Genomic DNA, 23,995 nt, shown 5'->3' on the forward strand with positions numbered 1-23,995 from the left:
TTTAGAAGTCCGCGTCCCATTCAACCCTCATTTCGCCTGCACCCAGGTCGATTGCCAGCACGCATTGCTCCGTATAGGGCAATAGACGCTCGCGATCATCCAGGCTGCCTGCGCAAGGCTTGACCACCATTACATCGTTCGCGCCGGTCTCCAACAGGTGATCAACCGTGCCGAACAGCTGTTCGTCCTGATTGATGACTTTCAGACCTACCAACTGGTACCAGTAGTACTCGTCGACAGGCAGGTTGGGCAAAAGGCTACGCGAGATACAAATCTCGTAACCGCTCAGAAGACGGGCTTCATCGCGATCGTCGAGGCCTTTGAGCTTGGCGACCAGGTCCTTTTGAGTGGAACGGCCACTGACCAGCTCTACCTGCTTTACCTTGCCTTCGTGCCGAAGCGTCCAGCGAGGGTAATCCAACAGGTTTTCAATCGGATCGGTAAAGGAAAACACCTTCACCTCGCCGCGAACGCCGTGAACCGAAAAAATCTTGCCGACAACGATCAGGTCATCTGCATTTTCTGGCGTCGCGTTCATATTGCTCAGGCCGCGGCCTTGGCAGCTTCCTTCAGCAACTGAGCAACACGCTCAGAAGGCTGTGCGCCAACGCTCAGCCAGTAGGCTACGCGCTCTTGGTTCACAGACAGTTTGACTTCCTGACCACGAGCAACCGGGTTGAAGAAACCAACGTGCTCTTTGTGGGAACCGTCACGCGGGTTGCGGGAGTCGGTTACGGTCAGTTGGTAGAATGGGCGCTTTTTAGAGCCGCCACGGGCAAGACGAATGGTTAGCATTGAACATCGTTCCTGTAGTCGGTGCTGCAAATCATAATGCACAGCGGGCACACGGGTGCCCGAAAGGCCGCATATTCTCAAGGAATATACGGACTTTTGCAAATGCCTTTTTCCGGCGCGCAGGTGCTTGCCGTCATGACTTGCCATTGAAGCCGCTGCACGCAGCGGCACTAGGTTCCCGCCGAGGCGGGTTCGGATAAAAGGCAGCACTCAGGCGAGTGCGACTGCCGTTCATCAGAATTCTTTACAGCTTGGGCATGCCGCCGCCACCTGGCAACATTCCACCCATGCCGCGCATCATCTTGGCCATGCCGCCCTTGGCAGAAAACTTCTTCATCATCTTCTGCATTTGCTTGTGCTGCTTGATCAGGCGGCCGATGTCCTGCACCTGGGTGCCGGAGCCCTGGGCGATCCGGCGCTTGCGCGAGCCGCTGATCAGGTCAGGGTCGCGACGCTCGGCCGGGGTCATCGAGTTGATGATGGCTTCCATCTGCTTGAACTGCTTCTCGGCCGCGCCCTGGGCGTTGCCCATCTGGGCCAGGTTGACGCCACCGATGTTTGGCAGCTTGTCCATCAGGCCGCCCAGGCCACCCATGTTCTTCATTTGTTGCAGCTGGTCGCGGAAGTCTTCCAGGTCGAAACCCTTGCCCTTCTTCAGCTTCTTGGCCAGTTTGTCGGCCTTCTCTTTGTCCAGCGTCTGCTCGGCCTGTTCGATCAGGCTCAGCACGTCACCCATACCGAGGATGCGCGAGGCGATCCGGTCAGGGTGGAAAGGCTCAAGGGCTTCGGTTTTCTCGCCCATGCCGATGAACTTGATCGGCTTGCCGGTGATCGCGCGCACCGACAGGGCAGCACCGCCACGGGCGTCGCCGTCGACCTTGGTCAGGATCACACCGGTCAGCGGCAGCGCGTCACCGAAAGCCTTGGCGGTGTTGGCCGCATCCTGGCCGGTCATGGCGTCGACGACGAACAGCGTCTCGACCGGCTTGACCGCCGCGTGCAGGCTCTGGATCTCGGCCATCATGTCGGCATCGATGTGCAGGCGGCCGGCGGTGTCGACGATTACCACGTCGATGAACTTCAGCCTGGCCTCGCGAATCGCGGCTTCTGCGATCGCTACCGGCTTCTGGCTCAAGTCCGAAGGGAAGAAGGTGACGCCAATGTCATTGGCCAGGGTTTCGAGCTGCTTGATCGCCGCCGGACGGTAGACGTCGGCCGACACCACCATCACGGTCTTTTTCTTGCGCTCTTTAAGGAAGCGCGCCAGCTTGCCGGCGGTGGTGGTCTTGCCCGCACCCTGCAAGCCCGCCATCAGCACCACAGCCGGTGGCGCGACGTTCAGCGACAGGTCTTCGTTGGCTGCGCCCATCAGCTCTTCGAGTTCGGCCTGGACGATCTTCACGAACGCCTGGCCCGGGGTCAGGCTGCGCGACACTTCCGTACCGACGGCGCGTTCCTTGACCTTGTTGACGAAGTCCTTGACGACCGGCAAGGCGACGTCGGCTTCGAGCAAGGCCATACGCACTTCGCGCAGCGTGTCCTTGATATTGTCTTCGGTCAGTTTGGCCTTGCCAGTGACATGGCGCAGCGTCTGGGAAAGACGGTCGGTAAGGTTTTCAAACATTCTCGGCGAGCCTGTGGCGTGAGCAGGTCGCGGATTATAGCGAAGACTGCGCGACACGGACACCATATGTCTGGTGCCGCAGTCTTTCGTGTGAACGGCGTTCTATGCCAAACTCAGCGACTTTCGGGTTCGCCTAACAGGACTTATGCTCCCCTTGTCACCCAGCTTGCTACCCAGCCTCGCCGCCGCCCTTCTCTATGCCGCTGCGATCCTCTATCAAGGCCTGCGTCTAGGACAAGGCGCCAAGGCCGACAAACGGCTGTTGTGCCTGCTCGGCACACTGGCCGTCATTGCCCAGGCCACAGCGCTGTTCTGGCAGTTGCTGACGCCTCTGGGCCTGAGCCTGGACTTTTTCAGCGCCGCCAGCCTGATTGCCGCCGCCGTGATCGGCCTGACCCTGCTGGCCTGCGCCCGCATTCCGGTGGAAAACCTGCTGTTGCTGTTGTTTCCGCTGGGCCTGCTCACCACCTTGATCGCCCAGTTCGCCCCCACCGGTACGGTGCCGGTGATCAATGAATCACCCGGTATTCTTGCGCATATCCTGCTGTCGATCCTGGCCTACGGCATGTTCACCATTGCCGTGGTGCAGAGCCTGCTTCTATTGCTGCAGGACCACCAGCTCAAGCACAAGCACCCGTCCGGGCTGATTCGCAACTTCCCGCCGCTGCAAACGATGGAAAGCCTGTTGTTCGGCTTTCTGTGGGCCGGCTGGGTGTTGCTGTCGCTATCGCTGATCTCCGGCTGGCTGTTCCTCGACAACCTGTTCGCCCAGCACCTGGTGCACAAGACCTTGCTGGCGTGCCTGGCCTGGTTCGTGTTCAGCGTTCTGCTCTGGGGGCGCAATCGTCTCGGCTGGCGTGGCCACAAGGCCATTCGCTGGACCCTGGCCGGCTTCTGCCTGCTGATGTTGGCGTACTTCGGCAGCAAGCTGGTACGCGAATTCATCCTGCATATCTGAGCGCCCATGACCAACCTGCCCACCGGCCCGCTGCTCGGCATCCTCGTCCTGGCGCTGCTTTGGTCAATTTTGCTGGGCGGCGTTGAAGCCGCTCATCAGCACCTGGCCGCACAGCGGCCAAAAACCCGCGCCGGCGACCGGCCGAGGCTGGACTTCCCACTGCAAAGCCTGGTGCTGGGCAACCTGCTGTGCAAGGGGCTGACGGTCATTCTGGCCATCCTGCTGGCCCAGCGCGAATGGGGGGAGCCCGGAATCTGGCTGGGTGGCGTCTGCGCCATGATTATTCTGCTGGTATTGGCCGACTACCTGCCGCGCCTGCTCGCCAAGCGCCAGCCGCTGGCCTTCATCAGCCTGGGCAATGGCCTGCTGCCCCTGCCGCTCAAGGCGCTTTATCCGCTGGCCTGGCTGCTGGAAGGCATCGCTCGCCTGCTGTTGCGCCCCTTCACTGCTCGGCCGAGTGCCGTTAATCATCAGGACGATGAAGAACCGGGCGCACTGCCCCTCGACACGCAGGACCACAACGGACGCCCGCCCAAGCCACACCTGCTCAGCGGTATCCAGGCACTGGAGCGGATCACGGTCAACGATATCCTGGTCACCCGCAGCGAAGTCGATGGCATCAACCTTGATGATTCCATCGAAGCCATCACCGAGCAGTTGATCATCAGCCGCCACACCCGGTTGCCGGTGTTTCACAGCGATATCAACCAGGTCGAGTCGGTGCTCAATACCCGCCAGATCAGCCACCTGCTACCCAAGTCGCAGCTGACCCGCGAAGCCCTGCTGGCAGCCTGTTACCCGGCCTATTTCGTCCCCGAAAGCACGCCGCTGCCGCTGCAACTGCTGAACTTTCACAAACAGCAGCGGCGCCTGGGCATCGTGGTCGACGAATACGGTGAGGTACAGGGCATTGTTACCCTTGAAGACATTCTCGAAGAAATCGTCGGCGAATTCGAAGACGAGCACAGCCTCGACAACCCACATATCCACCCCCAGGCCGATGGCCGCTTCGTCATCGAAGGCGCCGCGTCCCTGCGCGAGCTGAACAAAAGCCTGGGCTGGCACTTGCCCAGCGACGGTCCCAAGACCCTCAACGGCTTGATCACCGAGGCACTGGAAACCATTCCTGAAAGCGCGGTCTGCCTGAAAATCGGCCGCTACCGGCTGGAAATCCTCGAAACCGAGGAGAACCGCGTCAGCCGGGTCATGGCCTGGGCGGTGACCCGCTCGCGCTAGTTGTCCCTCAAGCGGGCGGTTCCTATAATCGCCCGACGCTCAACCCCTGACCGGCGCGCGGACTGGCCCTGAGGGTTTCAGGGCCAGCTATCCAACACTCAGGTGCCCGATTGCAGCACCTGCTCGGTCAATGTGCGGATCAGTGCTTGCTCGGCACGGTTGTAATTGAGCTTCAGTGCCTCGTTCCTGGCGACAAACTCAGCGTCACCGAGCGCCCCCCTCTGTAACTCGAGCGCCTCCAGCGCCTCATAGTCGGTCTCACCCAGGCTTGCGAAGCGCGCCGGGTAGCGACGCTTGAGGAACTCGATCCAGAAATCCCGCGCGCAGAGAAAATCGAGCCATTGCGGGGTTCGCTCGGCTGCCAACACGAACGCCACGGCCGCTTCCAGATTTGCCGCGGTCACGCCGGCAATCGCCCCAAACTCCATGGATCTAGGCTGCCCCGGCAATGCCAGCCGATCCGCCAGGCGAACTCGATAGGCCAGGTTCACTTCGATCTGATCGAGCGGATACTCCCCGCCGCCGGCACTGCGGGTATCGATATCGTGCCGTGCATAACGCTCCAGTTGTTCCAGACGAAACAAGCCGCGCCCGAGGCCGATCAAACCCGCAGGATCATCCCCGGTGCGCGCTTGCACCTGAACTTCGTGCAGCAACACTTTCACCTCCAGGCGGCTGAACATGGAAATCACGCTGTCCATGCAGGAGGTCGGACTGCTTGCCAGCGAAAACAACTCCCGCCGCAGCAAGGTGCTGTCCAGTGCCGCCTGGACCACGGCCCAGACCCGCCGCGTAAGGTCCAGGCGACCCAGACGAAAGTCACTGGTTCGCTCAAGCGAGAGCAGCAGCCGAAGCAAATCCCGTGAACCGGGCTCGGCGTACAGCGACGCCCACTGCCCAGCCCACTGCCCAGCCTGCAGGCCACCGGTGACACTGCTCGCCGCACTTCCCCAAAGCGCTTGAAGCCTGGCCGGCAAGCCGCTCAGCGGCCGTGCCAATGAGGGCCCGGCAGCGTAATCACGAACGCCAGCCAGCCGCTGCCGAGTGGATTCGGACAATGGGTTACCCGCCAACACCACGTAACGATCCGGGCGCTCGGGCTGAAAGAAAGTTTCTGGCAACGTCTCGATAGCGTTATTGCGAAGGTCCGCCGAGCGCAAAACCACCGAACTCAAGAGCCCCTGGGGAAGGCTGCTGATACCCGTTTCGCGCAACCCCAGCACCTGCAAGCGAGACAAGCTGCTCAGGTCCAGGTGAGGCCCGACTGGGTTGCCGTTCAAATTGAGCTCTTCCAGAAAGCGCAGGGAGTTCACTACCCCCGCCTGGGAAGTACTGATCGCAATACGATTGTCCTGCAGGTTGAGCGAACGCAGCTCAGTCAACGCAGAAAGTTCGGCTGGCAGCGCGCTGAGGCGGTTATGACTGGCATCCAGCCAGATCAAGGATGAGAAACGATTCAAAAAGTTTCCGGAAATCTGCGACAGACGCATATGGTTCAGGCTCAGGTCGACCACATGACTGAAGTCGATCAATGCGGGCAACTCCGGCAATTGGGTGACCCTGGCGCCGCTGAGGTTCAGGCGGTAGCCATACACTCGTCCATTGGAGCTGAAGCACGTTGTCTGCCGCCGCCAGGCACGCCGAAGCATCCGGCTGGCCTGGGTTCTACCGCCCCTGAAATAGCGCCAGACGCCTACCAGAGTCCCGGTATCGGCGACTTCCCATTGATGCAGGGTTTGTTCGAGCAGCTCAAACTCGTTGCGGCGCCGCTGCAGGTTCACGCTGATGTGTTCGCCTGACACCTGGACCGCCTGCAGGTAATCGGCTACCTGCCTGTCGGACATGCCCGGGAACAGCTCGCGCACCTCATCGGCCTGGGTCGAGCGCACCAGTGCAGGGGCACCACGCCCGCTGAGCGCATAGCCCAAGCGATGATCGACCTCACGTTGTGGCGGGTTGAAGCGCTCGCGACGGCGGATGATGCCCAACAAACCGGCAGACCGCTCTCGGTCGGCGCTTGCCCAGGCAGCGGCCATCCGGCGCTGATCGCCCTCCAATTCCGTGGCCTGGTGGCGCCAGGCGGCCAACAGTGTTTCGGTATCCGCATTGCTGTGAGAGGTTCGATTAAAACCTGCAATGGCGCGATCGATCCGCACTTCCTGCAGCTGGACACGCGCCAGCTCACCCAGGCGCAAGGGCAAGCGGTCTTCCTCGACAATGCGTTCGCGCTCTGCATCAGTGGCCTGGTCAATGATCTGCTGCGCCACCGGCAGCGGCAATGAAGGGAAATCGCGACAAATCAAGCGCTCGCCAGCACCTGGCTCGGCCGCCCCGGCTGCCGTGACAGGGGGATCCAGAGGCAGCTGCTCAAGCGCATCGAGCAGGCGCCCCGGCGGTAGATCGCCCTGCAGATGGATCTCACGCAAAGCGGCCTCGTCGATCCCGGTCGACTGCAGGACCTGATCGATGGCGCGGTCAGGCAGCGTCCAGAAGCGCGGCCCCAGGCGGCGAAACAAATAACGCGCCCCAACCCAGTGCATCGGACTGTCAAAGCTGGCCCGCCAGGCACCGGCGCCATTGTGCTCCAGCACCGGCGCGTAGGCCTGTGGCCTGCGCGGGTGCGGGATGCGCCATTTGCCCAACGCCTCATCGAACATCACTTCATAGGCCGTGCCGTCCATGCGAATCACCTGGCTTGAACCTTGCGCGATCAAGCCCTGCTCATCTTCAGCCACGCCGAGTGCGGGCGGCTCACCGCATTGATAGGGGGTGAGGTCAGGATTCCACAAGCGGGTCTTGCCATTGGCCAATCTGACCGGCACCAAGCGCTCAAAGAATCCGGCCTGCTGGCTCGCATAAGCGGTCGCCCCGGCGACCAACCCGAAGGCCGCGATCCCGGCCGACTGCTCGAGCACCACGGTCAGGCGCAAAAAAGCGCTGCGCCGATCCCCTGAAGCCCAGTCCACGAAACCCGCGAACACCTCATACATGAGCTGGCCAACCATCACCCCCAGCATCAACTGGGCAAGCCCGGGCACGAAAAACGAGGCAATGACCAACCCATCCAGCCCCATCGACACGGCGTCCTGAAAGGTTGCACGCTGGGCCTTCTGATCATCCCGGGCACTCGGCACGGCGATAAAACCGGCATCCTGCTTGAGGCGCTCGAGCAGTAGCCGGTGAAGGCTGTCGAATAATGGAGCGCTGATCGGGCGAGTGTCGAACGTGGCTGACACCTTGCCCTGCCCCGCGGCCTGCGCTTGCCATTGGTTCAAAAGCGCGAAGGCTTCGTCGCGGCGCACAAAGCGGCACAGTCGCTGGCGATAGCGCTCGTTCTGCAATCGGCCGATCAAGTCTTGTTCAAACGCCGCGAAAGTCCCGTACTCGCGCAGCGGCGCGCGCGGGTCATTGGGGATGTACACCACCAATTTGTACAACCGGGGCAAGTGCAGATTGAAATCATCCAGGTGCTGCGGCGCACACCAGCACTCGATCAGCACGATATCGGCCATGGCCCGCCCCGACAGGAGCAACTGCTTGTAGGTCACCGACTGCCACAGCGACGAGGCTGTGTTTTTGAGACTGGCAATATTCAGGATCAGCTGATACACAGGCGGGCTGATATGACGCAGCAACAACGCCATGTGCGCCGCCACTTCCAGGTCATGGCGCTTGCTGCGGGTAATCGCCGCGGCCGTGGCCTCTGGCGCGAATACCTGCTCCAGGTGCGCCTGATAGCGGCCACCCAGGTCCAGCTCGCGGCAGTGGGCGGCAAAGCGTTCAGGGGTGATCGCCACCTGCAGGGGAAGCGAGGACGCCCGCTCAATGCGATCCAGGGTGTAGATCGGCGCGGCTTCTTGCGCGGAAAAATTGTGCAAGGCGGCTTGCAACAAGCTGTGTTTGAAATAGCGCGGCTGCCAGATGGAGGTGACGATGGGGACCTGCTCAGGTATGACCGCCACTTTCTTGCCGTGCCAGTACTGATCCTTGTGAATATCCAGGCCCTCGCCGAATGCGGACACGAGGCTGGCACTCAGCAAGGGTGCGGCAAAATCGTCAGGGGTCTGCAGTGACTTGAGGGCCTCAAGCACCTCATCGTGCGCCTGCTGGCTGGCCTTCAAACTGTGGCTCAATCGTCGCACGAGGGCTGGCTTGGCTGCGATCAGCGAGGCGGGCAGAAGTTGCCTGACCCAGTATTCGTTGATCGACCTTTGCCCGGAATGCTCGCTCATGCGCGTGCCTCCGAATGAAGGAACAAGGCCTGAGCCAGCGCCGGGCTGATCGGGTAACGGTAAACAGGCACCACCGGCAAGCCATCCTTGAGCTGCTTCTTGAACCCCAGGTGCCGCTGCGCCGCTGTTTTCAGATGAGCCACCTTGAAACCGCCGGCCACCGTGGAACGGCTGGGGTAGTGGAAGTGGGCGTACCAAAGCGCGTGGCCTTCCAGGTCCTTGATGACGTATTCCTGAAGGAAATCCGAACCTTTCTTGTCGGCGGTCGGCACTCGACCACCCACTGGTGAAATGACCACTTGTTTCTGCTGGACGAGGTAGTCAACCCCGGTATCGGTCGGCGCCCGAGCCTTGGTCATGGCGATGCGCAACAACCGCCCCTCCTTCATGCAACGTTGCGCAGCAGTGGTCAAGGCATGGTCGAGCACCACACTGGAGCCGTGTTCGAGCGTCGGGCGGTCGGTGACATTGCTGCGGGTCAACGCCGTCTCGATGTCGTCCGCCAAGCCTTGCAAACGCGTGGCGCGGTGTTGAAGGATTTCCTCGATTTCCACCGGGATTTTTGCGGTTTTCGATTGCAAGCGAGCGTTCTCGATCACCCGTTCGGTCCCGTTCAGCCACTTTCGCGCCTCGCCCACAATCGCATCCAGCGGTCGGCCTTTATCCGCGTTGCCGGGCTTGCGCGTTGCGACCTCATCCCAGACCTGATCGCTGTTGTGCTGTCGAAAGGTCGCCAGCACTTCGTTCCTGACCGGCTCTACGAGCTCGACCAGCGCCTGCTCATCAGCCCCGGCCGCAGGGCGCAAACGCCCGACCACAATACCGCGATGGCGCGTTCTGATCAGGGTGCCCGCCGCTTTGCCGGGCCTGGTGGCAACCGGGAGGTACTCATCGAGCATGTCTCTGGCCCGATCCAGCCTGGCCCGGGCAAGTTCACGCAACTCGGCAATGCAGGTGATCAAGCGATCCAGCTCTGGCGTGCGCTGTCCCACGTCCAGGTTGAGCCTGAAGTTCTCGGCGTTGTCCTCGGCCCGGGAGAACTGCTCGACCACGCTCTGCAACGGCTCGATCATCTGCTCCGGGTCATAACCTTTCTCCAGTGCCAGCAGGGTTTGCCCCGCTACCCGAGCGCGGCTGCCGGCATTTTTCAACAATTCATTGACCCCCGGCGTCTGGGTCAGGTCGCGAATCGCCAGCACACACAGGAAGCCCAAGCGTTGGGCTCTCCACGCCAACACCGACTTGACCTGGCGCCCGGCGCGCTCAAGGTTGGCGGCGTATTTCCTGCCGAACGGCGGCACGCTGAACAGCTCTGTCTTCAGCTGTTCGTCACGGTCCTGCAAGAGGATCGCGCGATCGATCAACTGCAAGGAATCCGTGTAGTGCCGATAAAACTGCGCGCGATCCTGCGCCGTGCCCTCTTCGAAAATCGTGCTCAGCCCATGGGCGAAGGAATCCACATAAGTGTGAAAGCTGCTGTCCTTGTCCACAAACAGCCAATGCACATGCATCGCTTGCTCTTGCGAGCGGAGCGCCAGCTCATAGATATAATCGGCATGTTTTTCGCTGAAGCGGGCGACCGCTCGCAAGTCGTTCTGCTTTTTCAAGGCATCGTCGGCAAGGCTCAGACGCGCCAGGTACTTGTCCAAATCCTCCACGTACGCCTCGCGCAGCGGGTCGCTGGCCAGCGAGGACTCCGGCATGGAATCGAGGACCTTGAACTGCGCTGCAAGCGCGTCGTGCAGCGCCTCTTTCTGTGCGTTGAAGCCAGTCCACAGCTTCTCCAGCATGCCGATCCTGCGCTCGACGTCAGCGCTTTCAGGGCGGTCGGCGCCGCCTCGCAGGCGTAACCGCAGGTCCGGTCCCCACTCTCCCTCAGCGTCGGCGCGCAACCATGGCCCCAGATGCGCATCGTCTGCGGCATCGATAATGCGCACCTCGTCGGTGCCAAGCGCCACCCGGTAGTAATCACGATCGACCCTGGCCAGCCAGGCGCCCTGGTGCTCGTACAGGCCTTTGAACTGGCCATGGGGGACGGGGGCAAGCGCGCCAGCAGGGGCTGCGATCTTGAAGGATGCCAACTCGACGCGTTGCCGCTCGTTGAGCATTGCAATCGCTGACCAGGAGAAGTCCAGGCGCTGCAGGGTTTGACTGGAGGGGCTGGTCAAGGCCTGCGGGGTAATCCTGGGGGTGAGCGCAACCGGTTCAGCGGGGCGTTGCGGCGTCCCGGGCTCGACCTCGTAACGCCGCAGCGAAAGCACCAGCACGATATTGAAGAGCAGATCGACCAAGCGTTCAGCCTGGGTCGCCTTGTCTGCGTTTGCCTGGGCCGCAAGCGCTCCTTGAACCGAGGCCATCGCCTGGAGCAGCCAGCCGGCCGTGGCGACAGGCCCTGAAACCATTGGCAACAAGGTGTTGAACATCAACCAGCCCAACTCCCAGAAACTCGCCCAGCGGCTTTGCGCGGTCGATAGCGATTGTTGATGCGCCACTTCGATCATTTCACCCACGATATCGTGATAGAGCGGCGTGATCAGATCGTCTCCGAGCACTGCTTCACTGAGGGTGGCCGGGGCTGGCGTGTCGATTGGGGCGAAATCGGAACCGCTGCCAAAACGCACGATATGGGGCGATTCGAAGCCCCCGAGGGCGTAAATCGGTCGGCGTTTTTCCGGCAGTCGCCGGAGGATATCGGCCTCAAGCGCCGTGTCGGTCTTGATTGTCTCCAGCACGGCCTGGCGCGAGTTGAACTGAACCAGCGGCTCCAGATGCAACGGCCGGTACAGAATGACCGGGCCGTAGGCGGTCTCGGCGGGACCGATGACATAGGCGCCCAGAGCAACGTCAGGCTCCGCACCCGGGCGGGACACAAAGCCAAGCCGCGCGAGGGTGATGGGCTGGCCCCCGGCGCGACGCAGGCCGGCTGATTGAAAGGCTGCATTCACGCAGCGCCAGCCGCGCTCATCAAGTCCATTGTGGCCTTGGATGCTGTATTGCAAGGCCAGCAACGGCACCTGCACCTCAAGCTGCTGCTTGAGCAATGCTTCTCGGTGCCGGGCCTGCTCCGGATCGTCCAGCAACAAGGAGCGCAGATACCCCGGGTAATTGCCGCCGACATCCACTTGCTGGACCAGCCGTTTGAGGTATTCAACCGTCAACCTGTCTGGCAGGCTGTGCCCGCCTTGCGCCCTGACCTGGACGCGGCCGGGGTGCAAGGCTCCGAGGTTTTCCAGCGCGAAGCGGACCAGCGACAGGGTGACGGTCTCGACCGCACCGGCTGCCGAGGGATTGCCCGGGCCGCCCACCGGCACCGCCGTCACCTGCTGGTTGACGATCTCGATATCGGCCAATGCAAGCCCCTGAAGGTCAATGCCGTCCCGGGCGATCTGCTCGCTCAACAGGCGCGTGGCGTACTCATCGATCGTCTCCACCCCCTCCAGCACCCACTCGCCTTTGCCTTGCCCCTGGGACTGGGCGAGGGCCAGCAATCCGTCGCGGTAACGAACCTTTTCTTCGGCGTCGGCATCGGCCAACCAGTCAGGCAGCGCCTTCCATAGCTGCTCCAGGCGGTTCTTCTCCTCCAGGCCGCTGGTTTGCAGCAAGGACGTGGCCTGCTCGAGCGCAGGCTGCAAAAAGTCCGGGGACTGGCCTTGCCAGGAGCTGGCAATGACGTCGATGCACAGCAATTGCTGCTCCAGCAAGGTACGGGCCTGGGCCTGGAAGATATTGCCTGCGGGTGTATGAAGGTTCAGCTCATGGGCACCGGGCGAGGTGCCAGTGCCCATCTCCCTGGCCAGTGCCTGCGCCAGCGCCTGGCGGGAGCTATAGCGGCGCAGTTCACCGGTCAGGGTGAACAAAAGAACGATCTCACGCGCTGGAGCCTCAATCTTGCGCTCAATCACAATGGCGCTGGCCAGTTGCGGGTGCATACCCAACGCGCCGGTCGGGTCCAGGCTCAACAGGTAAGCCTGAGTCTGCGTTGCGCCCGTCACTCGGGCTCTGCTCCGGGCCTCGGGATAGTCAGCCAGCGCCAGGGCGGTGGCAGCTTCCAGCTGATCGATCGTCTGGTCGGCGGTGCGCGCCGCCACGGCCATTTTGAATTGCTCGAACAGGTGCCCTGAAAGCCACTGCCAAGGGCTCACCGACTGACCTTGAGCAAGGTTCCAATAGTCGACAAGCCGGGATTTGTAGTGGTCGAGCAGGTCTGCGCCAAGCTCATTGAGCATCAGCTCGAGGGCATGCAGATCAGCCTCAAGGGCTTGGGGAAATTCAGCGCCGGCCTCGGTGGTCAGAAACTGTACACCCTCGATCAGATTCAAGGTCGCGCCGGTGCACAAGCGCAGAATCAGGGCATCGGGCAGCGCCAGACAGTGATACCCATCGGCCGCTTCCCTCTCGCCATCGCTTGAGTAGACCGGGGTCACAATAAAGATTTTGGCGGGGTCCTGCGGCGTAAGGGCCAGAGGCTGTGCCCACTGTTCACGCAGCAGGGCCGAAGCCACGGAGCGCAATGAAGGACGGCTGGCAAAGTGTTTGCTGAGGCTGTTGGCCATGGTTGCGCTGGCGGCAATCAGGCCGAAGGGAGAAAAACTGCTGGTCATTGTCAGGTTCCAGTTAGAGGAGGAAGCCTGAGTCAAACGAAAAGCAGGGAGGGCTGGGTGTTAGGGAAATACCACCCAGAGGATTGCGGGCCAGGCGTGGGTGCCCTGCCCGCGATGCATCAGGTGCTTAGAATTCGACCTTGACCGCCCGGGAAGCCCGGGTAGCCTTGGCACGAGCGGCATCAATGGATTCGTCACGCGCCAGGCACACGCCCATGCGCCGCTGGCCGTTGACTTCGGGCTTGCCGAACAGACGCAGCGCAGTGTCGGGCTCGCTCAGGGCGGCGCCGAGGTTGGCAAAGGCGGTTTGGGTGGACTGGCCCTCGACCAGAATCACGGCCGATGCCGATGGGCCGAACTGGCGAATCAGCGGGATCGGCAAGCCGAGAATGGCCCGCGCATGCAGGGCGAATTGCGACAGGTCCTGAGAAATCAGGGTGACCAGGCCGGTGTCGTGCGGGCGTGGCGAGACTTCGCTGAACCAGACCTGATCGCCCTTGACGAACAATTCGACGCCGAACAGGCCACGGCCGCCCAGGGCTTCGGTCACTGCCTTGGCAACCCGCTCGGATTCGGCCAGTGCTACCGGGCTCATGGCCTGTGGCTGCCAGGATTCCTGGTAGTCGCCTTGCTCTTGACGATGGCCAACCGGCGCGCAGAAGGTAGTACCGCCCACATGGCGAACGGTCAGCAGGGTGATTTCGTAGTCGAAATCGATAAAGCCTTCGACGATGACCCGGCCTTTGCCGGCGCGGCCGCCTTCCTGGGCGTAATCCCAGGCCTTTTGCAGGTCGTCGCGGCTCTTGAGCAGGCTTTGGCCCTTGCCCGAAGAACTCATGACTGGCTTGACCACGCACGGGAAGCCCAGGTCTTCAACCGCCTTGCGGTAGTCTTCAAAGGTATCGGCGAAGTGGTAGGGCGAGGTCGGCAGGTCCAGCTCTTCAGCGGCCAGGCGGCGGATGCCTTCGCGGTTCATGGTCAGCTGCGCGGCGCGGGCGGTCGGCACGACAGTGAAGCCTTCAGCCTCGAGTTCCACCAGGGTGGCGGTGGCGATGGCTTCGATTTCCGGAACGATGTAGTGAGGTTTTTCCGCCTCGATCACCGCACGCAAGGCCGCACCGTCGAGCATGTTGATCACGTGGCTGCGGTGAGCGACTTGCATGGCCGGCGCATCGGCATAACGGTCGACGGCAATCACTTCAACGCCCAGGCGCTGCAGCTCGATCACCACTTCCTTGCCCAGTTCGCCACAGCCACACAACAGTACGCGCGTCGCGGACGGCGACAACGGGGTTCCGATACGGGTCATTTCAGATCCTCAGTGCAACGGTTCGAGGGCCGCAGGCTCAGCGCAACCCCGTGAAAGGCTGGCATTTTACCTGATCTTGCACTCGGGGTTTGAGCCGGTCGGCGCGTTTTTGCGTGCGCGCCAGCCGTCTGACCCCTTCGCGGACAAGCCCGCGAAGGGGTGGATTTCAACGAATGGGGAATGGATCAGGCGGATTGCGGGGTAACCTGCGCGATCAACGCGCCACTGGCCCGGGCACGCTGGTCACACAGCCCCAGCACCAGGCGGCGCTCGGTATTGTCCATGCGACCCCAGCGGGTGATTTCATCACCGGTACGCTGGCAGCCAACGCAGATATCGTCGTTGTCCAGGGCACAGACATTGATGCACGGGGAGCGCACCGGGCGTTCGTCACTCATGATTCTTCCTGCGGGGCGAGTTCTCGGGCATAGCGTTGAGCATTCTGGACGTAATGGGCGGCACTGGCCTCGAGCATTTTCTTCTGGGCATCGGTCAATTCGCGCACGATTTTGCCTGGCGAACCCATGACCAGCGAACCGTCCGGGATTTCCTTGCCTTCACCGATCAGCGTGTTGGCGCCGATGATGCAGTGCTTGCCGATGCGTGCACCGTTGAGGATGACCGCGTTGATGCCGATCAGGCTGTAATCATCGACACTGCAGCCGTGCAGCATGGCGTTATGACCGATCGTGACGCCAGTACCGATCGTCAGCGGCGAGCCCATGTCGGTGTGCATCACGGTGCCGTCCTGGACATTGCTGTCAGGGCCAATGTCGATCAGTTCGTTATCGCCGCGCAGCACGGCGCCAAACCAGACGTTGGCACCGGCCTGCAGGCGAACCTTGCCGATCAGGGTGGCGTTGGGTGCAACCCAACTGCAAGGATGGGTTTCGACCCGCGAGTCGCCCAGGCGGTATTTCATGCGGTGTTCCTCAAGGCTCGGCTGACGGCGGGTGGCCCCGCTCACATAGGGGTGAAGCGCTCAGGCGGCTGATGCAGGCTGATGCGCGCATCATAAAGCAGGTTGATCAGTTCGACGATCATGATTGCCGACAACCCCCAGATCTTGTAGCCCTCATAGCGGTAGCTGGGCACATACCAGCTGCGGCCCTGATAATCGATACGGTGAGTGTGGTCGCGCGGGTCCTGGCGGAAGAACTCCAGCGGCACCGTGAAGACTGCGGCGATTTCGGCGTCGTTGGCGCGGTATTCGACGTAGTCGGGAATCAGCCCGACATAAGGGGTGACTTTCAGGCCATGCAGGGAGATCAATGGGCTCAGCGGGCCGATCACTTCGACCAGCCCAGGCGGCAGGCCGATTTCTTCTTCGGCTTCACGCAGGGCGGTGAAGACCAGGTCCGGGTCTTCCGGGTCGCGCCGGCCACCGGGAAAGGCCACCTCGCCACCATGGGTCGAGAGCCCCTTGGCGCGCAAGGTCAGCACCAGCTCGGGCTCTTCACTACGGGTAATCGGCAACAATACGGCTGCCTCAGGGAAACGTCGGTCCGTCTCCAGCGTACGCGGCGTATGGGCGCTTACTCGTCGAAGTAGCTCGTCCAGCATGGTCTCTCTCGAATCAAAGCCTGTCTTGCATCATGCACCAAAGCGCGCCCCCGCCCAACCCCCTGCGTCAATCGGACTTGCCTGGTACCGCCAGCTGCCCCCAAGATAGCGACAGTCATCAGGAATATAAGCATGAAATTCTGCAGCCAGTGCGGCCAGCCCGTCACGCACCGCATCCCCGAAGGCGATAATCGCTTGCGTTTCGTCTGCGTTCACTGCGAAACCATCCACTACCAGAACCCGAATATCGTCGCCGGCTGCTTGCCGCTGTGGGGCGATCAGGTGCTGTTGTGTCGGCGCGCCATCGAGCCACGGAGGGGCTACTGGACCTTGCCAGGCGGCTTTATGGAAAACGGTGAAACCCTGGAACAGGCCGCCCGTCGTGAAACCGATGAAGAAGCCAGCGCACGGGTCACTGACTTGCACCTGTACACGCTGTTCGATCTGCCACACATCAGCCAGGTCCACGTGTTTTTCCGGGCGCAATTGACTGACCTGGACTTTGCAGCCGGCACCGAAAGCCTCGAAGTCCGGCTGTTTCGCGAGGACGAAATCCCCTGGTCGGAGCTGGCCTTCAAGACCGTTGGTCGCACCCTTGAATGCTATTTCGCCGATCGGCGAGAGAATCATTACCCCGTTCGCAATGAGACTCTGGCACCACTGATGGCACAGCCCCCCAAGGCTTGACTATAATTCGCCCAATACTGGCACCCGCATCAGCGGTGCGTTCACATTCAGGATACCGATTCAAGATGCGCCGTTTGCTTGCCCTCTTCTGCCTTTTTGTCGCCACCCAGGCGTCGGCGTCCTTCACTCAAACCATCGAGACGAAGCCGGTCACGGCGCAACCGTCGGTCGACAAGATCCTGGTACTGAAATCCGCCCGTCAGCTGCAATTGATCAGCCGCGGCGAGCCACTGAAAAGCTACCGCATCTCCTTGGGCAAGCAACCAAACGGCCCCAAGCAACGCGAAGGCGACAAGCGCACCCCCGAGGGCTTTTACTGGATCGACTGGCGCAAGGTGAGCGACCGCTTCAACCTGGCCATGCATGTTTCCTACCCCAACATTACCGATTCGGCACGTGCGCGTAATCAGGGCGTACCGCCCGGCGGCATGATCATGATCCACGGTACACCGCTGTCGGAAGAATACCCGGAGTGGTATTTCCAGACCCTGGACTGGACCGAAGGCTGCATCGCCATGCGCAACGACGATATGCGTGAGGTATGGGATATGGTCAAGGACGGCACCATGGTCGAAATCCGCCCCTGATCGACTTTTTTTGCCCCTGCGCCACCGCGATCTCCCGCCTTACAAGCAAGGCTGACAACCCCAACCTCACAGGCCATGGCACGTTGCAACAAATGTGGGAGCGGATTTATCCGCGAAGCGCCGCGCGGGCGGCGCTCGATCTCAAGAACAATGGAAAAACCAAGGCAGGCACCTCACACGGCTCCGGCGATCCACTGACAGGCCCCCTCGCCTCCCCCATCAGAATGAAGAGGGTTTCCTGAAGACCGTATCAAGGCTTCCAAGTGCTTGCCTTGGGTTTTCCGGCGCTGCCGAAATCGCGCGCCGCCCGCGCGGCGCTTCGCGGATAAATCCGCTCCCACATTTGTTGCAACGTGCCATGGCCTGTGAGATTGGAGTTGCCAGCCTTGTTTATTCGGCTTTAGATCTTGCGCGATGAACCATAAAAAAACCGGCGACCGATATTCGGGCGCCGGTTTTTTTATGCCGGTCAGAAGTCCGCGAGTTGCCAGACTTCATAGGCGGGTGTTTCGTAAGGATGGCTCTGCTTCAGGGCCGTGATGACCGCGGCAATCAACGCATCGGCAACCACCAGCTCGACCTTCCACTCCTCCACCTGCTCAACCACACCAGTTTGCCCCAAAAAGGGCTGGCTGCCGTCGAGCGGGCGGAACTGTCCCTGGCCAAGCACCTGCCAGGCACAGCTGTCATAAGCGCCGATCCGACCGCCACCGGCGGCGAACACGGCGCTCTTGACCACTTCGACGTGGCTGGTCGGCACGTAGAAGCAGAGCTTGAACATCCTTAGTTCACCCAGACCCGCGCATTGCGGAACATGCGCATCCAGGCCGCATCTTCGTTCCAGTCGTCAGGACGCCAGGAGTTCTGAACAGCACGGAAGACCCGCTCAGGGTGCGGCATCATGATGGTGACGCGACCGTCGCGGCTGGTCAGGCCGGTGATCCCGCGCGGCGAGCCGTTCGGGTTGGCCGGGTAGGTTTCGGTGACCTTGCCGTGGTTATCGACAAAGCGCAGCGCCACGCAACCGGACAGGTCGGCTTCCAGCAGTGCTTCTTCGCTGGCGAACTCGGCATGGCCTTCGCCGTGAGCGATGGCGATCGGCATGCGCGAACCGGCCATGCCCTGCAGGAAGATCGAGTTGGACTCCTGCACCTGGACCATCGCCACACGGGCTTCGAACTGCTCGGAACGGTTACGCACGAAGTGCGGCCAGAACTCGCTGCCCGGAATCAGCTCGTGCAGGTTGGAGAGCATCTGGCAACCGTTGCACACACCCAGGGTGAAGCTGTCGTTGCGCTCGAAGAAGCCCTGGAAGGCATCGCGGGCACGGGTGTTGAACAGTGCCGACTTCGCCCAGCCCTCACCGGCGCCGAGAACGTCGCCATAGGAGAAGCCACCGCAGGCCACCAGGCCCTTGAACTCGTTCAGGTCGACGCGACCGGCGAGGATATCGCTCATGTGCACGTCGATGGCGTTGAAGCCGGCGCGGTCGAACGCAGCCGCCATCTCCACCTGGCCGTTGACGCCCTGCTCACGCAGGACGGCCACTTGCGGACGCACGCCTTTCTTGATGTATGGCGCGGCGATGTCCTGGTTGACATCAAAGCCCAGCTTGACGCTCAGGCCCGGGTTGTCTTCTTCCAGCAGGACGTCGAATTCCTGCTCGGCGCAGGTGGCGTTGTCGCGCAGGCGCTGGATCTGGTAGCTGGTTTCAGCCCACTGGCGTTGCAGCAGAAGGCGCTGGCCTTCGAACTGCACATCGCCGTTGAAGCTGATGACCACGTCGCCGTTGTTGACCGGCTTGCCGATCACCGCAACGCAGTCGCCCAGGCCAGCAGCGCTGAACTGTGCCAACACGCTTGGGGTGGCGTCCTGACGAACCTGGATGACCGCACCCAGCTCTTCGTTGAACAGGACCGCTGCGATTTCTTCCCTGGATTCGGCCAGCGATTCCAGGTGCAGGATCAGACCGCAATGACCCGCGAAGGCCATTTCCACGGCGCTCACCAGCAAACCACCGTCGGAACGGTCGTGGTAAGCCAGCAGGTGGCCGTCGGCGTTCAGGCCCTGGATCACGGCGAAGAAGGCTTTCAGATCTTCGGCGTCATCGACGTCCGGAGCCTGCTTGCCGAGCTTGCCGTGGGTCTGGGCGAGAATCGAGGCACCCATGCGGTTCTGGCCACGGCCCAGATCGATCAGGATCAGATCGGTCTCGCCCTTGTCCATGCGCAGCTCTGGGGTCAGGGTCTGGCGGATGTCGGTGACAGGCGCGAAACCGGTCACGATCAGCGACATTGGCGAGGTGACGCTCTTCTCTGCGCCCTCATCGCTCCAGCGGGTTTTCATGGACATCGAGTCCTTGCCCACCGGGATGGTGATGCCCAGCTCAGGGCACAGCTCCATGCCGACCGCCTTGACGGTGTCGTACAGGCGGGCGTCTTCACCCGGGTGGCCGGCAGCGGACATCCAGTTGGCCGACAGTTTGATGTCGGAGATCTTGCCGATGCGCGAGGCGGCCATGTTGGTCAGGGTCTCGCCGATCGCCATGCGCCCGGACGCCGGAGCGTCGAGCAGGGCCAGCGGTGTACGCTCGCCCATGGCCATGGCTTCACCGGTGTAGACGTCGAAGCTGGTGGCGGTCACGGCCACGTCAGCCACCGGCACCTGCCATGGGCCGACCATCTGGTCGCGAGCAACCAGGCCGGTAATGGTGCGGTCGCCGATGGTGATCAGGAAGCTTTTGCTGGCCACGGCCGGGTGGTGCAGGACGCGCTCGATGGAATCGGTCAGGTCCAGGCCGCTCGGGTCGAAATCATCGCCAAGCTCCGCTTCGCGGGCGACCGAACGGTGCATGCGCGGGGCCTTGCCCAGCAGCACTTCCAGTGGCATGTCGACCGGGCTGTTGCCAAAGTGGCTGTCGGTGACGGTCAGTTGCGGCTCGGCGGTGGCTTCACCGACGACCGCGAACGGGCAACGTTCACGCTCGCAAATGGCCTGGAAGCGTTCCAGATCAGCGGCATCGACCGCCAGAACGTAACGTTCCTGGGATTCGTTGCTCCAGATTTCCAGCGGCGCCATGCCAGGCTCGTCGTTCGGCACGTTACGCAGCTCGAAACGACCGCCACGGCCGCCGTCGTTGACCAGCTCCGGGAAGGCGTTGGACAGACCACCGGCACCCACGTCGTGGATGAAGGCGATCGGGTTCTTGTCGCCCAGCTGCCAGCAACGGTCGATGACTTCCTGGCAACGGCGTTCCATTTCCGGGTTTTCGCGCTGTACCGAGGCGAAGTCCAGGTCAGCCGAGCTGGTGCCGGTCGCCATCGAGGATGCAGCACCGCCGCCCAGGCCGATCAGCATGGCCGGGCCACCGAGCACGATCAGCTTGGCGCCGACGGTGATCTCGCCTTTTTGCACGTGATCTTCACGGATGTTACCCATGCCGCCAGCGAGCATGATCGGCTTGTGGTAGCCGCGCACTTCGTCGCCGTGGGGGGTGTTGATCGACTGCTCGAAGGTACGGAAGTAACCAGTCAGGGCCGGACGACCGAACTCGTTGTTGAACGCAGCGCCGCCCAGCGGGCCTTCGATCATGATGTCCAGCGCGGTGACGATACGCTCAGGCTTGCCGTACGGCACTTCCCATGGCTGTTCGAAGCCAGGGATCTGCAGGTTGGACACGGTAAAACCGGTCAGGCCTGCCTTTGGCTTGGCGCCACGGCCGGTCGCGCCCTCGTCGCGGATCTCGCCGCCGGAGCCGGTGGACGCCCCCGGGAATGGCGCGATGGCGGTCGGGTGGTTGTGGGTCTCGACCTTCATCAGGATGTGCACCGGCTCCTGCACCGCGCCGTACTGGCGGGTTTCAGGGTTCGGGAAGAAACGACCGGCCACGGAACCGACAATCACCGAGGCGTTGTCTTTATAAGCCGACAGAACACCTTCGTTGTGCATCTGGTAGGTGTTCTTGATCATGCCAAACAGGCTTTTTTCCTGGCTCTGGCCGTCGATGTCCCAACTGGCGTTGAAAATCTTGTGGCGGCAGTGCTCGGAGTTCGCCTGGGCGAACATCATCAGTTCGATGTCGTGCGGGTTGCGCTTGAGACCCTGGAAGCTGGTGACCAGGTAATCGATTTCGTCTTCGGCCAGGGCCAGGCCCAACTCGACGTTGGCGGCTTCCAGCGCGGCACGGCCACCGCCGAGTACGTCGACGGCGGTCAGCGGCTTGGGCTGGGCATGACTGAACAGGCCGGCAGCCTCTTCAAGCTTGCCCAGCACGATCTGGGTCATGCGGTCGTGCAATACATCGGCCACCAGAGCCGCGTCTGCTTCACTCAGCTCACCGCTGACATAGAAGGCGATACCGCGTTCCAGTCGCTGGATGTTGCTCAGGCCACAGTTGTGGGCAATGTCGCTGGCCTTGCTCGACCAGGGCGAAATGGTGCCGAAACGCGGCAGCACCAGGAACATCCGGCCACTGGGTTCCTGAACCGGCACGCTTGGGCCGTACTTGAGCAGGCGAGTCAGGACTTGTTGTTGGTCGTTGGTCAGAACGCCGTCAACCTCGGCGAAATGAGCGAATTCAGCATACAAGCCACTAACAGCGGGGACTTTCTGGCTCAATTGCTCGAGTAATTTACCGTGGCGAAAGGCAGAAAGGGCAGGAGCGCCGCGCAGGATCAACATCTTCGGGACAGCCTCAGGAAGGGGTGTGCTTAGAGGCCGTGCATTCTAGCCTAATCCGCGGCCCACGGCACCCGAAACGGCGTGCGATGCAATCGCCGAACGTCGGCCCGGCAAGCGGCGGCTGGCCAATGAGCTGTTTTGCCCCATCTCACGGGGCCATGGCGCAATCGCACTAACAGACAAGCCAATCACTGTCGAGATATGGCACCGGTTATCCTTTGCGTATACTGCACTCATGTTTGCCCAGACCGCTTTGCGCCAGCGCTGCGCCAATTGGCTCATCGCAATCGGATTCTTCCTTATGCTCGGTGCTTGTGTTGATAAACCAAGCACCCTTGAGCGAGTCAAGGAGGACGGCGTGCTGCGCGTGATAACCCGCAACAGCCCGGCCACTTACTTCGAAGACCGCAACGGCGAAACCGGCTTCGAGTATGAGCTGGTCAAGCGTTTCGCCGATGACCTGGGCGTTGAACTCAAGATTGAAACCGCTGACAACCTCGACGAAATCTTTACCAGCCTGAGCAAACCCTCAGGCCCGGTCATCGCCGCGGCCGGGCTGGTCAGCAGTGAAAGCCGAAAGATCCAGGCGCGGTTTTCCCACCCGTATCTGGAAGTCACCCCGCAAATCATCTACCGCAGCGGCAAGTCACGTCCCACCGACCCGGCCGACCTGGTCGGCAAGCACATCATGGTGCTCAAGGGCAGTACCCATGCCGATCAGCTGGCGGAGTTGAAAAAGCGATATCCAAAGCTCGAATACGAAGAGTCTGATGCCGTAGAGGTCGTTGACCTGCTGCGCATGGTCGACGAAGGTCAGATCGACCTGACCCTGGTCGACTCCAATGAAGTGGCCATGAACCAGGTCTACTTCGCCAACGTGCGGGTCGCCTTCGACCTGGGCGATGCCCGCGACCAGCGCTGGGCCGTTGCCACCGGTAACGACAACAGCCTGCTCAACGAGATCAACGCGTTTCTCGACAAGGTGCAAAAGAATGGCACCCTGCAACGCCTGAAAGACCGCTACTACGGCCACGTGGATGTGCTGGGTTACATGGGCGCCTACACCTTTGCGCAACACTTGCAGCAGCGCCTGCCCAAATACGAGAAACACTTCAAGACTTCAGCCAAGCAAGAACAGGTCGACTGGCGCCTGCTGGCCGCCATCGGTTATCAGGAATCCCTGTGGCAACCGACCGTCACCTCCAAGACCGGCGTGCGCGGCCTGATGATGCTGACCCAGCGCACGGCCAAGGCCATGGGCGTGTCCAACCGCCTGGATCCCAAGCAGAGCATCAGCGGCGGCGCCAAATACTTCATGTACGTCAAGGACCAGTTGGACGACAAGATTGAGGAGCCGGACCGCACCTGGTTCGCCCTGGCCGCCTACAACGTCGGCGGCGGCCACCTGGACGACGCCCGCAAACTGGCCGCCAACGAAGGCCTGAACCCGAACAAGTGGCTGGATGTGAAAAAGATGCTGCCGCGCCTGTCGCAGAAGCAGTGGTACCGCAAGACCAAATACGGTTATGCCCGGGGCGGCGAACCGGTGCATTTCGTGGCCAACATCCGTCGTTATTACGACATTCTGACCTGGGTGACCCAGCCGCAGCTTGAAGGCAGCCAGGTGGCGGAGAGCAGCCTGCATGTGCCGGGCGTGGACAAGACCAAGCCCTCCGAGCAGACCCCGCAGCTCTAAAAGCATCGCGAGCAAGCTCTGCTCCCA

Annotated in this window: 16 protein-coding genes; 5 read left to right on the forward strand and 11 right to left on the reverse strand. The window is 61.8% G+C overall.

What is annotated here, in order from left to right; genetic code table 11:
• Position 1: 1 nt before the first annotated feature.
• From rimM to ffh, 3 genes are all read right to left on the reverse strand, one after another.
• Entirely contained in the window at positions 2 to 538 is a 537-nt protein-coding gene (rimM, locus tag GUY40_RS10780; protein ID WP_166568942.1) for a ribosome maturation factor RimM, read from the reverse strand.
• A gap of 5 nt (positions 539 to 543) precedes the next feature.
• Positions 544 to 795, reverse strand: coding sequence for a 30S ribosomal protein S16 (rpsP, locus tag GUY40_RS10785; protein WP_166568943.1), 252 nt, complete (start codon positions 793 to 795; stop codon positions 544 to 546).
• Between the two features lie 244 nt (positions 796 to 1,039).
• Positions 1,040 to 2,419, reverse strand: coding sequence for a signal recognition particle protein (ffh, locus tag GUY40_RS10790; RefSeq protein WP_166568944.1), 1,380 nt, complete (start codon positions 2,417 to 2,419; stop codon positions 1,040 to 1,042).
• A 145-nt stretch (positions 2,420 to 2,564) separates the two neighbouring features.
• On the opposite strand from ffh, the gene GUY40_RS10795 reads away from it, so the two are divergent.
• Together GUY40_RS10795 and GUY40_RS10800 are read left to right on the forward strand one after the other, a co-directional pair.
• Positions 2,565 to 3,377: a cytochrome c biogenesis protein CcsA gene (locus tag GUY40_RS10795; protein WP_166568945.1), complete on the forward strand. Its 813-nt coding sequence runs from the start codon at positions 2,565 to 2,567 to the stop codon at positions 3,375 to 3,377.
• Positions 3,378 to 3,383: 6 nt separating this feature from the next.
• Positions 3,384 to 4,613: a transporter associated domain-containing protein gene (locus GUY40_RS10800; protein ID WP_166568946.1), complete on the forward strand. Its 1,230-nt coding sequence runs from the start codon at positions 3,384 to 3,386 to the stop codon at positions 4,611 to 4,613.
• A gap of 98 nt (positions 4,614 to 4,711) precedes the next feature.
• Here GUY40_RS10800 and GUY40_RS10805 read toward each other — a convergent pair whose 3' ends face one another.
• The 6 genes from GUY40_RS10805 to GUY40_RS10830 form a co-directional block, all read right to left on the reverse strand.
• Positions 4,712 to 8,845 carry an NEL-type E3 ubiquitin ligase domain-containing protein gene (locus GUY40_RS10805; protein ID WP_166568947.1) on the reverse strand — a complete coding sequence of 1,378 codons (4,134 nt, stop codon included), beginning with the start codon at positions 8,843 to 8,845 and terminating at the stop codon, positions 4,712 to 4,714.
• Positions 8,842 to 13,446, reverse strand: coding sequence for a dermonecrotic toxin domain-containing protein (locus GUY40_RS10810; protein ID WP_166568948.1), 4,605 nt, complete (start codon positions 13,444 to 13,446; stop codon positions 8,842 to 8,844). The genes GUY40_RS10805 and GUY40_RS10810 overlap by 4 nt, the downstream gene beginning before the upstream one ends.
• A gap of 127 nt (positions 13,447 to 13,573) precedes the next feature.
• Positions 13,574 to 14,755, reverse strand: coding sequence for a formate-dependent phosphoribosylglycinamide formyltransferase (purT, locus tag GUY40_RS10815; RefSeq protein ID WP_166568949.1), 1,182 nt, complete (start codon positions 14,753 to 14,755; stop codon positions 13,574 to 13,576).
• 185 nt (positions 14,756 to 14,940) lie between these two features.
• Complete coding sequence (locus GUY40_RS10820) at positions 14,941 to 15,153, reverse strand: DUF1289 domain-containing protein (protein WP_166568950.1); 213 nt, start codon at positions 15,151 to 15,153, stop codon at positions 14,941 to 14,943.
• Entirely contained in the window at positions 15,150 to 15,677 is a 528-nt protein-coding gene (locus GUY40_RS10825; protein WP_166568951.1) for a gamma carbonic anhydrase family protein, read from the reverse strand. The genes GUY40_RS10820 and GUY40_RS10825 overlap by 4 nt, the downstream gene beginning before the upstream one ends.
• A 41-nt stretch (positions 15,678 to 15,718) precedes the next feature.
• A complete protein-coding gene (locus tag GUY40_RS10830) occupies positions 15,719 to 16,318 on the reverse strand; it encodes a CoA pyrophosphatase (RefSeq protein ID WP_166568952.1) in 600 nt (199 codons plus the stop codon).
• A 132-nt stretch (positions 16,319 to 16,450) separates the two neighbouring features.
• On the opposite strand from GUY40_RS10830, the gene GUY40_RS10835 reads away from it, so the two are divergent.
• Both GUY40_RS10835 and GUY40_RS10840 read left to right on the forward strand, forming a co-directional pair.
• The gene (locus GUY40_RS10835; RefSeq protein WP_166568953.1) at positions 16,451 to 17,005 is read left to right on the forward strand and encodes an NUDIX hydrolase; all 555 of its coding nucleotides are present in this window, start codon (positions 16,451 to 16,453) and stop codon (positions 17,003 to 17,005) included.
• Between the two features lie 65 nt (positions 17,006 to 17,070).
• Positions 17,071 to 17,592, forward strand: a complete 522-nt coding sequence (locus GUY40_RS10840; RefSeq protein WP_166568954.1) for a murein L,D-transpeptidase family protein — start codon at positions 17,071 to 17,073, stop codon at positions 17,590 to 17,592.
• A 469-nt stretch (positions 17,593 to 18,061) separates the two neighbouring features.
• Here GUY40_RS10840 and GUY40_RS10845 read toward each other — a convergent pair whose 3' ends face one another.
• The gene (locus tag GUY40_RS10845) at positions 18,062 to 18,373 is read right to left on the reverse strand and encodes a YqfO family protein (RefSeq protein WP_166568955.1); all 312 of its coding nucleotides are present in this window, start codon (positions 18,371 to 18,373) and stop codon (positions 18,062 to 18,064) included.
• Positions 18,374 to 18,375: 2 nt separating this feature from the next.
• Entirely contained in the window at positions 18,376 to 22,272 is a 3,897-nt protein-coding gene (gene purL / locus GUY40_RS10850) for a phosphoribosylformylglycinamidine synthase (protein WP_166568956.1), read from the reverse strand.
• Between the two features lie 235 nt (positions 22,273 to 22,507).
• Here purL and mltF point away from each other — a divergent pair, with 235 nt between their 5' ends.
• Positions 22,508 to 23,968 (forward strand): membrane-bound lytic murein transglycosylase MltF, encoded by a 1,461-nt coding sequence (gene mltF / locus GUY40_RS10855; protein ID WP_166568957.1) that lies wholly within the window; start codon positions 22,508 to 22,510, stop codon positions 23,966 to 23,968.
• Positions 23,969 to 23,995 lie beyond the last annotated feature (27 nt).

Origin of the sequence: Pseudomonas sp. R5(2019) (genome assembly GCF_009905435.1) — a bacterium.
Taxonomy (GTDB): domain Bacteria; phylum Pseudomonadota; class Gammaproteobacteria; order Pseudomonadales; family Pseudomonadaceae; genus Aquipseudomonas.

Bases quoted from the DNA above. Each gene is read 5' to 3' on its own strand.
- GUY40_RS10810 (WP_166568948.1), bottom strand. From the start codon at position 13,446: ATGACCAGCAGTTTTTCTCCCTTCGGCCTGATTGCCGCCAGCGCAACC.
- mltF (WP_166568957.1), top strand. From the start codon at position 22,508: ATGTTTGCCCAGACCGCTTTGCGCCAGCGCTGCGCCAATTGGCTCATC.
- GUY40_RS10845 (WP_166568955.1), bottom strand. From the start codon at position 18,373: ATGTTCAAGCTCTGCTTCTACGTGCCGACCAGCCACGTCGAAGTGGTC.
- GUY40_RS10830 (WP_166568952.1), bottom strand. From the start codon at position 16,318: ATGCTGGACGAGCTACTTCGACGAGTAAGCGCCCATACGCCGCGTACG.
- rpsP (WP_166568943.1), bottom strand. From the start codon at position 795: ATGCTAACCATTCGTCTTGCCCGTGGCGGCTCTAAAAAGCGCCCATTC.
- GUY40_RS10840 (WP_166568954.1), top strand. From the start codon at position 17,071: ATGCGCCGTTTGCTTGCCCTCTTCTGCCTTTTTGTCGCCACCCAGGCG.
- GUY40_RS10825 (WP_166568951.1), bottom strand. From the start codon at position 15,677: ATGAAATACCGCCTGGGCGACTCGCGGGTCGAAACCCATCCTTGCAGT.
- GUY40_RS10820 (WP_166568950.1), bottom strand. From the start codon at position 15,153: ATGAGTGACGAACGCCCGGTGCGCTCCCCGTGCATCAATGTCTGTGCC.
- rimM (WP_166568942.1), bottom strand. From the start codon at position 538: ATGAACGCGACGCCAGAAAATGCAGATGACCTGATCGTTGTCGGCAAG.
- purL (WP_166568956.1), bottom strand. From the start codon at position 22,272: ATGTTGATCCTGCGCGGCGCTCCTGCCCTTTCTGCCTTTCGCCACGGT.
- purT (WP_166568949.1), bottom strand. From the start codon at position 14,755: ATGACCCGTATCGGAACCCCGTTGTCGCCGTCCGCGACGCGCGTACTG.
- GUY40_RS10805 (WP_166568947.1), bottom strand. From the start codon at position 8,845: ATGAGCGAGCATTCCGGGCAAAGGTCGATCAACGAATACTGGGTCAGG.
- ffh (WP_166568944.1), bottom strand. From the start codon at position 2,419: ATGTTTGAAAACCTTACCGACCGTCTTTCCCAGACGCTGCGCCATGTC.
- GUY40_RS10800 (WP_166568946.1), top strand. From the start codon at position 3,384: ATGACCAACCTGCCCACCGGCCCGCTGCTCGGCATCCTCGTCCTGGCG.
- GUY40_RS10795 (WP_166568945.1), top strand. From the start codon at position 2,565: ATGCTCCCCTTGTCACCCAGCTTGCTACCCAGCCTCGCCGCCGCCCTT.
- GUY40_RS10835 (WP_166568953.1), top strand. From the start codon at position 16,451: ATGAAATTCTGCAGCCAGTGCGGCCAGCCCGTCACGCACCGCATCCCC.